General features: G+C 34.3%; 10 protein-coding genes. All 10 read left to right on the forward strand.

The window, feature by feature from the left end; genetic code table 11:
• The first annotated feature begins 79 nt into the window (after positions 1-79).
• The 10 genes from C8C83_RS18785 to nagB all read left to right on the forward strand — a co-directional run bounded on the left by C8C83_RS18785 (position 80) and on the right by nagB (position 14,714).
• Positions 80-1,519, forward strand: a complete 1,440-nt coding sequence (locus C8C83_RS18785; protein ID WP_121330128.1) for a glycosyl hydrolase family 28 protein — start codon at positions 80-82, stop codon at positions 1,517-1,519.
• Positions 1,520-1,539: 20 nt separating this feature from the next.
• Positions 1,540-3,519, forward strand: a complete 1,980-nt coding sequence (locus C8C83_RS18790; RefSeq protein ID WP_121330129.1) for an alpha-L-arabinofuranosidase C-terminal domain-containing protein — start codon at positions 1,540-1,542, stop codon at positions 3,517-3,519.
• Between the two features lie 153 nt (positions 3,520-3,672).
• Positions 3,673-6,144: a glycoside hydrolase family 95 protein gene (locus C8C83_RS18795; protein WP_121330130.1), complete on the forward strand. Its 2,472-nt coding sequence runs from the start codon at positions 3,673-3,675 to the stop codon at positions 6,142-6,144.
• 183 nt (positions 6,145-6,327) lie between these two features.
• Positions 6,328-6,909, forward strand: coding sequence for a Crp/Fnr family transcriptional regulator (locus C8C83_RS18800; RefSeq protein WP_121330131.1), 582 nt, complete (start codon positions 6,328-6,330; stop codon positions 6,907-6,909).
• 94 nt (positions 6,910-7,003) lie between these two features.
• Positions 7,004-7,630 (forward strand): DsbA family protein, encoded by a 627-nt coding sequence (locus tag C8C83_RS18805; RefSeq protein ID WP_233566145.1) that lies wholly within the window; start codon positions 7,004-7,006, stop codon positions 7,628-7,630.
• A 103-nt stretch (positions 7,631-7,733) separates the two neighbouring features.
• Positions 7,734-8,573, forward strand: coding sequence for an MBL fold metallo-hydrolase (locus C8C83_RS18810; protein ID WP_121330132.1), 840 nt, complete (start codon positions 7,734-7,736; stop codon positions 8,571-8,573).
• A gap of 61 nt (positions 8,574-8,634) precedes the next feature.
• Positions 8,635-9,024, forward strand: a complete 390-nt coding sequence (locus C8C83_RS18815; RefSeq protein ID WP_132011848.1) for a nuclear transport factor 2 family protein — start codon at positions 8,635-8,637, stop codon at positions 9,022-9,024.
• An 85-nt stretch (positions 9,025-9,109) separates the two neighbouring features.
• Positions 9,110-9,811: an intradiol ring-cleavage dioxygenase gene (locus C8C83_RS18820; RefSeq protein ID WP_121330133.1), complete on the forward strand. Its 702-nt coding sequence runs from the start codon at positions 9,110-9,112 to the stop codon at positions 9,809-9,811.
• 202 nt (positions 9,812-10,013) lie between these two features.
• Positions 10,014-12,416: a glycoside hydrolase family 2 TIM barrel-domain containing protein gene (locus tag C8C83_RS18825; RefSeq protein WP_121330134.1), complete on the forward strand. Its 2,403-nt coding sequence runs from the start codon at positions 10,014-10,016 to the stop codon at positions 12,414-12,416.
• Between the two features lie 384 nt (positions 12,417-12,800).
• A complete protein-coding gene (gene nagB / locus C8C83_RS18830) occupies positions 12,801-14,714 on the forward strand; it encodes a glucosamine-6-phosphate deaminase (protein ID WP_121330135.1) in 1,914 nt (637 codons plus the stop codon).
• The last annotated feature ends 309 nt before the right edge of the window (positions 14,715-15,023 follow it).

Here is a 15,023-nt window from a genome sequence, read left to right on the forward strand (position 1 = left end):
CAAAGTTTATTAAAAAACTTAAAAACAAAAAAACTTTGCGAAGACTCTCTTTAACAAGGTTTTTTATAAATAAAATAAAATGAAAAAGAAATCCATAATCACGATACTTATTTTCTGTGTTTCCTTAACTATTTCTGCACAGAAAATCTACGACGTTAAAAAATACGGAGCAAAAGGAGACGGAAAAACCAATGACGCAGCAGCGATTCAAAAAGCAATTGATGCCTGTACTAAAACGGGTGGAAGAGTTTTGATTCCGGCACCGTTTACGTTTTTAGCCGGACCAATTGATGTAAAATCCAAAGTAGATCTTCATATTGAAGCCGGAGCTAAATTATTGGCAAGTCCAGATGAAAAATTATATACCAAAAGTGCTTTTAGAACCAATCCGGGAGAAGGAACGATTTGGATTGGAGGAGAAAATATAAAGGATTTTACCATTAGCGGAAGCGGAAAAATAGATGGAAACGGAATTTCTTTTATGGGCGAAGAACAGGAAGATGCTTATGTTTTAAAACCTTTTAATGTCCTAGATCCAAGACCTCATGTATTGACGATTATTGGAGGAAAAAATATCAGAATAAAAGACGTTCATATCGGAAATTCGGCTTATTGGACAGTTCATTTAGTAGGTTGTAATGATGTTGTAATCAGCGGAATTACTCTATTGAATAGTTTAAAAGTCCGTAACAGCGACGGTATCGATTTGGATCATTCTAAAAACGTGAGAATCAGCGATTGTTATATCGAAAGCGGAGACGATTGTATTTGTCTAAAAAACCGAAGAGAATTTGAAGAGTTTGGTGCCTGCGAAAACATTACAGTTACTAATTGTACGATGACCAGCAGCAGTTGCGCGATTAAAATAGGTTCAGAAAACATGGATGCAATCAGGCAAGTGGTATTCAATAATTGTATTATTAAAAACAGCAATCGTGCCTTAGGAATTCAGAATAGAGATGAAGGAACCGTGAGCGATGTTATTTTTTCGAATATTATTATCGAAAGTAAATTGAATACTGACACTTGGTGGGGAAAGGCAGAACCGATTTATGTAACGGCTTTTAGCAGAGCAAAAGGAAATCATAAAGATGCCAACTGGCGTTTTCCAAAAGGAGCAACTGAAGGAAAAGTAGGAGAAATCAAGAATGTCTATTTCTCTAATATTCAATGTACAGGAGAAAATGGCGTGTTTGTAAGCGGAGAATCCAAAGACAAAATCAAGAATATTGTTTTTGACAATGTGAGTATTTTTATTGATAAAATAACCTCTTTTCCGGGTGGAGTTTATGACAGACGCCCTTCTAATGTAGAAGGTTTTGTAAAAGGAAGTACTTCGGGATTTTATTTTGATTCGGCAGAACGTATTAAAGTGCAGAATTGTACCGTACAATGGGGAAAAAACAAACCAGAATATTTTAAATATGCAGTCGAAAGTAAAAATGTAGATGAATTAATTGTAACAAATTTAGACGGACAATCGGCTTTTCCTGCTAAATTAGAGGCAGTAAAAAAATAATTTCTTCCATTCCAAAACCTATGAAAAACAAGATCCTTATAAAATTTACCATTTGCGGTATGCTTTTAAGCAGTTTTTATTTGAATGCTCAAAAACTGACTTTAGAAGTTGATGCTACTAAAACCATTACTAAAATTCAGCCAACGATGTTTGGATTGTTTTTTGAAGACATCAATTTTGCCGCAGACGGCGGATTATATGCTGAATTGATTAAAAACAGATCGTTTGAATTTGATAAACCTTTGATGGGATGGGAGCAGCCAAATACAAAAAGATCATCTTTGAACAAAGAATCGGGAAGTGCCGCGCCAATTAAGATTGAGGCAAATAATACTGTTTTTTGCAGGGTTGAAGTCAATAATGCAAAAGGTTACGTATTAATAAATGAAGGTTTTAGAGGAATGGGAGTGAAGAAAGATGCCAAATACAACCTTTCATTAAAAGCTGCGAATCAAAAAAATACTATCAAAAAAATCGTTTTTCAGTTAATTGATAAAGACCAAAAAGTGATTGGAGAAACGAGCATTGTTCCAAATTCAGATCAATGGACGAATTATACATCGCAGATTACGGCGACTCAAACCGAGGCAAAAGCAAAATTGAAAATAACTTTTGAAGGAACAGGAACGATAGATTTAGATATGATTTCATTGTTTCCTGAAAATACCTGGAAGAACAGAAAAAACGGACTTCGTAAAGATTTGGTTCAGCTTTTATTCGATGTAAAACCAGGTTTTTTGCGTTTTCCGGGAGGCTGTATTGTTGAGGGAAGAACATTGTCTGATCGTTACCAATGGAAAAAATCAGTTGGAAATGTAGAAGATAGAAAAACAAAAATGAACCGCTGGAATGTAGAATTCAGTCATAAACAAACTCCGGATTATTTTCAGAGTTTTGGATTAGGATTTTTTGAATATTTCCAGCTTTCAGAAGATATTGGTGCAGAACCGCTTCCTATTTTAAGCTGCGGAATGGCTTGTCAGTACAATACTGGAGAATTGGCGCCAATAAATGAACTTGATCCGTATGTTAAGGATGCTTTAGATTTAATTGAATTTGCCAATGGTGATGTGACTACAAATTGGGGAAAAATCCGTTCGGATATGGGACATCCAAAACCATTTAATCTAAAATATATTGGTGTAGGAAACGAACAATGGGGACCGGATTATATCGACCGATTCAAAGTTTTTGAAAAAGCCATAAAAACAAAATATCCAAATATCATTATTGTTTCCGGAAGCGGTCCTTCTCCTGCTGGTGAACATTTTGATTTTGCTATGGAAGAACTAAAAAAACTCAATGCACAATTGGTAGATGAACATTATTATGAAAGCCCGAAATGGTTTAGAGAAAATGCCGGACGTTATGATAATTATGATAGAAAAGGTCCAAAAATATTTGCGGGAGAATATGCAGCGCAAAGTGTTTCAGGAGCCAATCCGAATAATAGAAATAATTGGGAATGTGCTTTTTCTGAAGCCGCTTTTATGACTGGATTAGAAAGAAATGCAGAAGTAGTTCATTTAACATCTTACGCACCTTTGATGGCGCACGAAGATGCCTGGCAATGGACGCCTGATATGATTTGGTTCAATAATTTAGAATCTTATGGATCGGCGAATTATTATGTACAGCAATTATTTTCAACCAATAAAGGAACAGATTTATTGAGCATTACCAAAGATGGAAAAGCTTTAACGGGACAAAATGATTTATACGCATCGGCAGTAAAAGATGTAAATAGCAAAGAAATAATTGTAAAGTTAGTTAATACTGCGTCATCAGCATCAGAAGTGAGTATCGATTTGAAAGGAGTAAAATTAGGATCAAAAGGAACAATTATAAGACTGGAAAGTCCAAGTACACAAGATGAAAATACTTTTGCTGAACCTAAAAAAATAACTCCAAAACAAAGTGAGTACAAAATAACAAAAGGAAAACAAGATTTAAAACTCCCTGCTTATTCTATTACTGTTTTAAAACTGAAAGCGATTTAAAATTAATATTTAAACGAATAAAAATTTAAAATAAAATATTGGTATTCTTCCAATTAAACCTAACAGGTTTTTAAAACCTGTTAGGTTTCTGCTTACAACTAAAAAAATATAAAGTCAATATTAAATTCGCAATATCCTTTAAAAATAAAATATATGTCATATAATCCTCTTCAAAAAAGCCTTTTTTTATTGTTATTGCTGATAGGATTTTCTGTTTTTGCACAGCAGGATTTAAAATTGCAATACAATCAACCCGCTGTTGAATGGACAGAAGCTTTACCAATAGGAAATGGTACACTTGGCGCAATGGTTTTTGGAAGAGTAGATTCAGAATTAATTCAGTTGAATGAAGCTACTTTGTGGAGCGGCGGACCTGTTGCGAAAAATGTAAATCCGGATGCTTTCAAAAATTTGGCGCTAATTAGAGAAGCACTTAACAAAGAAGATTTCGAAAAGGCTTATGATTTTACTAAGAATATGCAAGGAGCTTACAGCGAAAGTTTTATGCCGTTGGGAGATCTTATTTTAAATCAGGATTTTAACGGAGAAAAAACGGATTCGTATAATAGAAATCTTGATTTACAAACTGGATTGGCGGTTACAAATTTTAGCGTTAATGGAGTAAATTATAAAAGAGAAATCTTTGCTTCGGCACCTGCAAAATGTATTGTAATTAGACTTTCGGCAGATCAATTAAAAAAACTTTCTATAACAATAGATGCTTCAAGTCTTTTAAAAAATGAAAAATCAATACAAAATAAGTCGCTTGTTTTAAAAGGAAAAGCACCTTCTCATTCAGATCCTAATTATATCGATTACAATAAAGAACCCGTTGTTTATGAAGATGCAACAGGCTGTAGAGGAATGCGTTTTGAATTAATTATTAAGCCAGTTGTAAAAGACGGAGAAGTAAGTTCTGATGGAAATAAATTGGTTATTAAAAACGCAAGTGAGATTTTACTTTTCGTTTCGGCTGCAACAAGTTTCAACGGCTTTGATAAATGTCCGGACAGTCAGGGAAAAGACGAACATAAATTGGCAGAAAATCCGATTAAAAAAGCTGTTGGTAAAAAATATGATAGTTTATTAAAAGAACATATTGCCGATTTTCAGCATTTCTTTAATAGAGTTTCTTTAAAATTGAATGAAAAAGAAATCAATAAATCTAATCTGCCAACAGACACAAGATTAGAACAATATGCTAAAGGAGAAAAAGATGCCGGACTTGAAGCTTTATTTTTTCAATTTGGACGTTATTTATTAATTTCTTCTTCGCGTACGCACAATACACCGGCTAATTTGCAAGGAATCTGGAACAATAAACTTCGTGCACCCTGGAGTAGTAACTACACCACAAATATTAATTTACAGATGAATTACTGGCCTGTAGAATCGGGAAGTTTATCTGAATTGTTTTTTCCACTTGATGAATTTATCAGGAACGTATCTGTAACAGGAAGCGAAACTGCCAAGAGTTATTATCATGCTAATGGATGGGTATTACATCATAATTCGGATATCTGGGCAATGACCAATCCTGTGGGCGATTTTGGAAAAGGCGATCCTATGTGGGCAAATTGGTATATGGGCGCCAACTGGCTGAGCAGACATTTATGGGAACATTACGAATATACTGGAGATAAGGAATATCTAAAAAAAGTATATCCAATTATAAAAGGAGCGGCAGAGTTTAGCTTGGATTGGCTTCAAAAAGATAAGAATGGTTATTTGGTAACAATGCCTTCAACGTCACCGGAAAATAAATATTATTATGATGGAAAAAAAGAAGGTGTCGTAACCACCGCTTCGACTATGGATATTGGAATCATAAAAGATTTATTTGAAAATATTATAGAAGCCTCTAAAGTGCTCAATACCGATTTAGAATTCAGACAAATGGTAAACAAAGCAGCAGATCAATTACTGCCGTTTAAAATTGGAAGCAAAGGGCAGCTTCAGGAATGGTATAAAGATTTTGAAGAAGAAGATCCGCATCACAGACATACTTCGCACCTTTATGCATTACATCCTGCTAATTTAATTTCGCCTCTAAAAACACCAGAACTGGCGGCAGCTGCAAAGCAAACATTAGAACTTCGCGGCGATGATGGTACTGGCTGGAGCCTTGCCTGGAAAGTAAATATGTGGGCGAGACTTTTAGACGGAAATCACGCTTATAAATTATTCAAAAATCAATTAAGATTAACAAAAGAAAACGATACCCAATACAACAGACATGGAGGGTGTTATCCGAATCTTTTTGATGCGCATCCGCCATTTCAGATAGATGGGAATTTTGCCGGAACTGCAGGCGTTATTGAGATGCTAATGCAAAGTCAGAATAAAGAAATTCATCTGTTGCCAGCGCTGCCAGATTCCTGGACAGATGGTGAAATAAAAGGTATTACGGCAAAAGGCAATTTTACTGTAGATTTAAAATGGAACGATGGTAAAATGAGTCAGGCAAAAATTGTGTCTAATAATGGTGGTAAATGCACAATAAGATCATCAGAGCCCTTTATAATTAAAAATCTTGATATCAAAAGCGAGAAATCATCTATAGGTTATACCGCAGTATTTGAAACTAAAAAAGGAATGTCTTACACCATAATACCTTCAAAATAGGTTTAAAATGTTAATTGAAAATTACAAGAAAAACGAAGTATAGTGCATACAAATAAACTCCAATTGCTATATTTTAACTTGGATTTGATTTTTTTTGAACCTGTTGTTGAATTTCCAATAAATAAGTAGAATATTATATTTTCCGTTTTATGTACTTTTATATGATTTATATCTAAAACGGAAATGACAGATTTACTTAGCAAAAATATTACTTCGCATATTGCACTTTCAGAATCAGAAATAAGAACATTTTGTGATTTATTTGAGCATAAATCAGTTTCCAGAAAAAGTTTTCTGCTCAGAGAAGGAGAGATCTGCAGATTTGAAGGTTTTGTTACCAAAGGGCTTTTTCGGATTTATCATATTGATCAGAATGGTTTTGAACAGATTCTTTATTTTGCGGCTGAAAACTGGTGGATAACAGATATAGACAGTTTTACTAATGAAATCCCTTCACAGCTATTTATAGAAGCACTCGAAGACAGTGAGATATTAATTATCTCCAAAAAAGATAAAGAGTCTGCATATACTAACATACCCCGGATTGAAAAGCTCTTCAGGGTCATGACACAAAAAACGCATGTAGCACTGCAGCGCAGAATGATAGATAACCTGAGTAAGACAGCAGAAAACCGGTATATAGAATTTTTAGAAAAATACCCTCAAATCGTGCAGCGTTTATCCAATATTCAAATAGCGGCTTATTTGGGAATTACCAATGTTTTTCTGAGTAATATCCGAAAGAAAATTGCCTTAAAGAAATAGCCTTAATAAAATATTTATTAAACTACTTTAATGGTTTACAGATAGGTTAGATCCCATCTTTGCATAAAAAATTTAATTATTAAATTTAAAAAAGATGAAGTTAATTTATGTAATGGATCCTCTTTGCGGCTGGTGTTTTGGCAACAGCACAAATATCGCAAAGTTGCACGAAAAATATAAAGACAAATTTGATATTGATGTTCTGCCTGCCGGAATGTGGGCTGGTGCCAATGCTCGGAAACAATCTAAACATATATCGGCTTACATCAGAAAACATGATCCGCAGATACAGCAGATTACCGGAACCGAATTTGGAAAAGATTATTTCAATTTTATAGAAAATGAAGATATTCTTCTGGACAGCGAAGTCCCGTCAAGAGGCATATTGACGGTGACTAAATTATGGGCCTCAAAAGTTATTCCTTTTACAATTGAAGTTCAAAAAGCAAGATACTGGCAGGGAAAAGATTTAAACACAGATCAGACCTATCTGGAAATCTGCGAGAACCTTGATTTGGACAAAACACAGTTTATAAAAGCATTCCACTCTGAAGAATTAAAAAAAGAAACACAGCAAACATTTGCTTTAGCACAGCAATATGCAGGTTCATATCCTACTTTATTGGCACAAAAAGACGATAAATTATATATTTTGGAGCAAGGTTACGCTTCTTTTGAAAATATTGCAAAACAAATTGACGTACTGCTTTTATTAAACTAGTTTAATGTTTTGAGACCTTATAAGGTTTCATCTTTGTATTGCTTGATTTGTTCTAAGAGACAATTAGAACATCACTTTTTTTACTATTTTAATTTTATATACTATGGAATCACAAGAAAAAAGTTTTAAAAATATTGAAACTAAAGATTTGAATCTGAAAGTTTTTAATGCATCAGAAAATAGTTTTGGCGTTGCATCTGTAATTATCTCAGGAAAAAATGATGCCGTCTTGATCGATGCCCAGTTTACTTTGGCTGAAGCCGAAATTGTGGCACAGGAAATTAAAGATAGCGGCAAAAAACTGACGACTATTTTTGTTTCTCACGGCGATCCTGATTTTTATTTTGGATTAGAAGTTTTTAAAAAGTATTTCCCGGAAGTTACCGCTTTCGCTTCGCCTGCAACAGTGGAGCATATTAAAACAACAGCTCAAAAGAAATTAGAAGTCTGGGGCGAAAGATTAGGAAATAAAATTACATCAAATGTTATACTTCCTCAGGTTTTAAAAACAGACAGCATTGAATTAGAAGGACATCAATTAGAAATTAAAGGTCTTGAATCTTTTCCAAACAAAACTTTTGTGTGGATTCCGTCTCTAAAAGCAGTTGTTGGCGGCATTAATGTTTTTGGAACTACATTTAATCTCTGGATGGCAGATGCACAGAGTAGTGAAGCGAGAAACAGCTGGATTTCGGTTTTGAACCAAATTACAGCCCTGAATCCTGAAATTGTAATTCCGGCACATGCAGAAACCAATTCGGCTTTTGATATTTCTGCCGTAAAGCACACAAAAGAATATATTCAATTTTACGAAGAAGCATTAAAAGTAAATAAAACTTCGGAAGTTTTAATTCAAGATATCAACACTAAATATCCGGGACTTAATTTCCAAACTGCACTGGCGATTGGAGCAAAAGTCAATACAGGAGAAATGAAATGGTAAATAACAGATACAGCCTGACCTATAAATAATATTATCAGGCTGTTTTTTAAATAGAAAAGCAATGACAAATCTTGAAATTATAAAAAGCACTTACGAAGGAAAAACTTCAGAAGAAAATGGTAAAAATCTGGCGACATTCGCAGCCGATGAAATTTCATGGACAGAAGCCAAAGGTTTTCCCTATGCAGGAACTTATATTGGCTTAGAAAGTATTTTTAAAAATGTTTTTTCCAGATTAGCAAGCGAATGGATTGATTACAAATTTGCGCCTGAAGATTATATATGGAACGAAGACAAAGTTGCCGCGTATGGAACTTATAGCGGTACCTATAAGATTACAGGAAAATCATTTGAAGCCAGAGTAGTTCATATCTGGAAACTCAAAAACTCAAAAATTGTCTGCTTTGAGCAGTTTGTTGATAGCCAGTCTGTAAATTATGCTCTCAAATAAGCACTGTTGACAGACTTAAATAATAAGTTGTTTATAAGGTAGAGGCTATTTTTAACAATTGTATAATACGTCATTGATATATAAAATGGATAAAAGAAAATTCTTAAAAAACGGATTCTTAGGTTTGAGTGCAGTGGCGGTAATGCCTTCAGTTGTTTCATCCTGTTCAAAGGATGAGAAAGAAGCGGAACAATTGTCCACTGATTCACAAAACTGTCAGGTTTCACCTGTTGAAATGGTGGGACCTTTTCCCATTAAAACTCCTGCACAGTTGGCTCAGTCAAATATAATTGGCGACAGAACCGGAGTACCTTTATTAATTAAAATAAAAGTTCAGGATCAAAGCAGCGGATGTGTGCCGCTTGCAAATGTTTTGGTTGATATATGGCAATGTGATAAAGATGGAAATTATTCGCAGTATGGAGGAAATCAATTACAGGCTGTAAACTACACCACTCAAAATTTTCTGCGAGGAAGACAGACAACAGATTTGAATGGAGAAGCATCTTTTATAAGTATTTTTCCGGGATGGTATCCGGGAAGAGCGCCGCATATACATGTTGAGGTTTTAACTGCGAGTGGAACTTCGCTATTGGTTACACAAATTGCTTTTCCAGTTGCGGCTTATTCTACTGTCTATGCTTCAAATGGTTATAACGGGACACCAGACAGATCCAATACTCAGGATTCTTTGTTCTCGGATAGTCTGGCTCAAAACATGGCTGACAATGTAACGGGAAATCTGAACGATGGTTATACGCTTTCTAAAATTATTACTGTTTCTTAAAAAATAGTCCAATCATTTACGTTTAACCTTTTTTAGACTCATAAATTTTATCGGATTATTTTAAAGACTTTTTATATTTCAAATTAATTATAATTGTATATTGTACACTTATTATAATCATACGTTAAAAGAGATTCCTGTAATTATTTAGTTTTAGAAAATAATTAATTCAAGAATCCTTTTTAGTGTTAATTTTCATGAAATGTTTAAAAGTAAAGATCTGGTACTCGTAATCTTAATGTTGATATTTGTTAGTACATCAGCACAGTCCATTAAAACAGAAAGAAAATCTAATATTGACTTCGACTGGAAGTTTAAACTTGGAGATTATCCCAATGCTTCACAGTTAAGTTTTGATGATAGTGATTGGCGCAGTCTGGATTTGCCGCACGATTGGAGTATTGAGGGTAGTTTTGATGCTAAACTCCCAATGGGAAATGACGGCGGATATCTTCCTGCAGGAATTGGATGGTATAGAAAAGTTTTAAATCTAAGTTCAGATCAAAAAAATAAGAACCTTACGCTCTATTTTGAAGGAATCTATATGAACGCTGAAGTGTTTATTAATGGTATTTCATTAGGAATACGTCCTTATGGTTTTTCTTCTTTTTTTTATGATATAAGCCTGTATGCAAAAGAAGGAAAAAATGTAATTGCAGTAAAAGTAGATAATTCACAACAGAAAAATTGCCGATGGTATACAGGATCGGGGATCTATCGTCATGTATGGCTCATTTCAGTCAATCCTGTGCATGCAGTGCAATGGGAAACTTTTGTTACAACAATAGAAGCAGGGTCTAAAGAGGCTAAAGTAAATGTAAAACTAAACGTTAAAAATTCGACAAATTCTCGTCAGCAGGTTGTTGTTGAGATAAATATATTTGATAATAAAAATAAAAAAACTGCTAAATCTGAGACTTTATTAGATATTCCAGCCGACAGTAATAAAGACGTTGTTCAGGATATTACTATAAAAAAACCTAATTTATGGTCAGTGCTAACACCGGATTTGTACCGGGCTGAAATAAATATTAGTCAGAAAGATAATTTAATGGACCGATCACAGACTTCATTCGGAATTCGAAAAATTGTCTACAATGCTAATGATGGTTTTCTTGTAAATGGAGTCCCGGTAAAGCTTAACGGAGGTTGTGTTCATCATGATAATGGGGCTTTGGGTGCAGTTGCATATGATGCTGCAGAAATTAAAAAAGCAGAATTATTAAAGAAAGCAGGATTTAATGCCTTAAGAACAAGCCATAATCCACCATCAGAAGCCTTTTTAAATGCGTGTGATTCTATTGGAATCATGGTTATTGATGAAAGTTTCGACGGGTGGCGGGAGGAGAAAAATACTTATGATTACTCCATTCATTTTGATAAATGGTGGAAAAAAGATATTGAAGCCTTAGTACTAAGGGATAGAAATCACCCTTCTGTAATTATGTGGAGCATAGGAAATGAAATCATTGAAAGAAAAACACTCGAAGCAGTGCAGACTGCACATAAACTCGCTAATCATGTAAGAAAATTAGATCCTTCAAGACCTGTAACGTCAGCTATGACGACATGGGATAATGACTGGGAAATCTTTGATCCCTTATTTGCAATGCATGATATAGGAGGATACAATTACCAGATGCATCGTGCAGAATCTGATCATGAAAGAGTACCTTCACGTATTATACTTCAGACAGAATCTTATCCACGAGATGCTTTTAAGAACTGGAAAGCAGTAAAAGATCATTCGTATATAATTGGAGATTTTGTCTGGACTGCAATGGATTATCTTGGAGAATCTGGTATAGGAAGGTATTATTATACAGGTGATGTTAAAGGAGAACATTACGAACGTGATATATTCCCATGGCATGGGGCATATTGTGGTGATGTAGATTTAATCGGGCACCGAAAACCAATTTCTTACTACAGAGAGATGCTTTACAGCGAAAAAAAAATGCTGTACATGGCAGTTAAGGAACCAAATAATTATTATGGCGAAATTCAGGAAACATTATGGTCTGTATGGCCTACTTGGGAAAGTTGGAACTGGCCTGGTTATGAAGGGAAATTGATAGATGTTGAGATTTATTCAACCTATCCTTCAGTACGCCTTTACCAAGATGGCAAATTGGTTGGTGAAAAACAAACAACCAGAAATGAGGAGTTTAAAGCTGTTTTTCAAATTCCATATAATTCAGGTGAAATAAAAGCGGTCAGTATGCTGAATGGTAGAGAAGTTCAATCTCAAATTTTACAAACTGCAGAAAAAGCTGCCTTGATTGCATTAAAGCCAGACAAAACAGTTCTTAAAGCCGATGGTCAGGACTTATCATATATAAACATTGACATAACTGATTTGAAAGGAGTACGTGATCCTAATGCAGATAATATTTTAACTTTTGAAATTGAAGGAGCCGGAACTATTGTAAGTGTGGCAAATGCAAATCTTAAAGACACTGATTCCTATGTTTCAAAAAACAGAAAAGCATGGAAAGGTCAGGCGCAGGTTGTGATAAAAAGTAAAAAAGAAAAAGGAAATATCATATTGAAAGTTAAATCATCAGACCTACAAGATGCTTCTTTAAAACTCAGCGTTCAATAACGCTTTAAATGATTTATTTAATTTAATACTATTTCCTTATTTTCAAAATGTTATATTAAATCCAACAACCGAAGTTGTCTTTAATATATTTGAACCTAAACTCTTGAATACTTGATTTTACAAGGTTTTGAGTTTTGTAAATTGCTATTTGCCACGATCGTGCCACAAAACTTAGGCGGCTGAAATATTTTTTTAAAACCGCCTTAAGTTTTGTGGCAATAAAGGCATCCCTCCAAACTATAAAGAACTTTTAATTTGTGATCTTTTTTTCTTAAAGTTTTCTATTATGTTCTCTAGCGAAGGTTACAGGTTATTAGTCGAATTTTTGATTATTTAGATTGTGTAATATTTAATTTTATATCAAATAAGCACAATAATAGATAAATGATTAAAGAAAGTATAAATTTCAAAGAAGCCGGAAAGTTTGAAGAAACCCGTTTTGAGAAAATTCATAATGTAATTTTCGATTCGTCTCAAGAAGCTTCGGTATTAGTAGCTCAGGAAATAGCCAATATAATTCAAAGAAAAGAAGAGTTGAACGAATCCTGCGTTTTAGGACTTGCAACAGGATCTTCGCCAGTAAAAGTTTACGAAGAATTGGTTCGCTTGCATAAAGAAGAAGGTTTGAGTTTTGCTAATGTTGTAACCTTCAATTTAGATGAATATTATCCAATGGATAAAAATAATATTCAGAGTTATTGGTATTTTATGCATGAGCATCTTTTTAATCATGTTAATATTCTACCAGAAAATATTAATATTCCCAACGGAAACATAAGCAATGAAGACTTACAACAATATTGTATAGATTACGAAATGAAGATTAAAGCCTATGGCGGATTGGATTTTCAGCTTTTAGGAATTGGAAGAACCGGACATATCGGTTTTAACGAACCGGGATCTCACGTTAATTCGGCTACCAGAAGTATTACATTAGACCATTTGACACGTATCGATGCCGCATCTTCATTTTTAGGAATCGATAATGTACCCAGAAAAGCCATTACAATGGGAATTGGTACTGTAAAAAATGCCAAAAGAATTGTACTTCTTGGATGGGGAATAAGTAAGGCAGAAATTATAAAAAATACTATCGAAGGAGAAATTTCTTCACGAGTTCCAGCCACATATTTACAACAGCACAACAACACAACATTTGTCTTAGATACAGAAGCTTCATCAGAATTGACCAGAGTAAAAACTCCTTGGTTGGTTAAATCTATAATCTGGACAGAAGAATTAAAACTAAAAGCCGTAGCATGGTTAAGTGAATTGACTAAAAAACCTTTCCTTAAATTAACTGATAAGGATTACAACGATAACGGAATGTCGAGCCTATTGACAGAAGAAGGAACTGCATATGATTTAAACATTAAAATGTTTAACAAAATGCAGCAAACCATTACAGGTTGGCCGGGAGGAAAACCAAATTCAGATGATACCTACAGACCGGAACGCGCAACACCGGAAAGAAAAAGAATCATCATTTTTAGTCCGCATCCTGATGATGATGTTATTTCGATGGGTGGAACTTTTGACAGATTGGTTGAGCAAGGACATGATGTGCATATTGCGTATCAAACCTCAGGGAATATTGCCGTTTCGAACGAAGAAGCTTTAAAATTTGCTGAAATATCTAAGGCATTGAATTCAAATTCTACAGAATCTGAAAATATTATAAACTTTTTAAAGAGTAAAAAAGCAAATGATATTGATTCATTAGAAGTGAGAAAATTAAAAGGATTAATTAGAAGAAGTGAATCTGTTGCAGCTACCAGATATTTGGGTGTGCCGGATTCTAATGTTAACTTTTTAGATTTGCCATTTTATGAAACTGGAACAGTTAAGAAAAATAATCTTGGAGAGGCTGATATACAAATTATGTGTGATATTATCGAAAGGATAAAACCACATCAAATTTATGCAGCAGGAGATCTTGCAGATCCGCATGGAACTCACAAAGTGTGTCTCGATAGTTTGTTTGAAGCTTTAAAAAGACTAAAACACAATAGTTATATGGATGATTGTTGGGTTTGGTTGTATAGAGGAGCATGGCATGAGTGGGAATCATACCAAATTGAAATGGCGGTTCCAATGAGCCCTGATCAGGTTCTTAAAAAACGTCATGCCATCTTTTATCACCAATCTCAAAAAGACGGTGTAATGTTTCAGGGAGATGATAGTCGAGAATTCTGGGTAAGAGTTGAAGATAGAAACAGATTAACAGCAGAAAAATATCACGCTTTAGGTTTAGCAGATTATTCTGCGATCGAAGCTTTTAAACGATATTTCTTTTAGAAAGATATTGTTTTCAAAATATAATAAACTATTCATGTGGTTTATTTTGGTTAGTTACCAATGTTGAAATGCAGTCATTTATGGCTGCATTTTTTTTGCTTTATGTTGAGATGAATGTGTTTGTCGCTTTTGATTGAGATATGGGACACGGATTTGACTGATTCGCTAAAGCGAAAACGCGGATTTGCACGGATTTTTTTTTAGTAGGTTTTTTTGTTTGTGTGTGTCAGGCTGCGCGTAGTTTTGGATTGCGAAATTGCACGCTGATTTGACGGATTCGCTAAAGCGAAAACGCGGATTTGCACGGAT

Origin of the sequence: Flavobacterium sp. 90, assembly GCF_004339525.1 — a bacterium.
Taxonomy (GTDB): domain Bacteria; phylum Bacteroidota; class Bacteroidia; order Flavobacteriales; family Flavobacteriaceae; genus Flavobacterium.

Excerpts from the sequence above, each read along its gene's own strand:
- C8C83_RS18785 (WP_121330128.1), top strand. The coding sequence starts at position 80 with ATGAAAAAGAAATCCATAATCACGATACTTATTTTCTGTGTTTCCTTA.
- C8C83_RS18825 (WP_121330134.1), top strand. The coding sequence starts at position 10,014 with ATGTTTAAAAGTAAAGATCTGGTACTCGTAATCTTAATGTTGATATTT.
- C8C83_RS18805 (WP_233566145.1), top strand. The coding sequence starts at position 7,004 with ATGAAGTTAATTTATGTAATGGATCCTCTTTGCGGCTGGTGTTTTGGC.
- C8C83_RS18795 (WP_121330130.1), top strand. The coding sequence starts at position 3,673 with ATGTCATATAATCCTCTTCAAAAAAGCCTTTTTTTATTGTTATTGCTG.
- C8C83_RS18810 (WP_121330132.1), top strand. The coding sequence starts at position 7,734 with ATGGAATCACAAGAAAAAAGTTTTAAAAATATTGAAACTAAAGATTTG.
- C8C83_RS18815 (WP_132011848.1), top strand. The coding sequence starts at position 8,635 with ATGACAAATCTTGAAATTATAAAAAGCACTTACGAAGGAAAAACTTCA.
- C8C83_RS18820 (WP_121330133.1), top strand. The coding sequence starts at position 9,110 with ATGGATAAAAGAAAATTCTTAAAAAACGGATTCTTAGGTTTGAGTGCA.
- C8C83_RS18800 (WP_121330131.1), top strand. The coding sequence starts at position 6,328 with ATGACAGATTTACTTAGCAAAAATATTACTTCGCATATTGCACTTTCA.
- nagB (WP_121330135.1), top strand. The coding sequence starts at position 12,801 with ATGATTAAAGAAAGTATAAATTTCAAAGAAGCCGGAAAGTTTGAAGAA.
- C8C83_RS18790 (WP_121330129.1), top strand. The coding sequence starts at position 1,540 with ATGAAAAACAAGATCCTTATAAAATTTACCATTTGCGGTATGCTTTTA.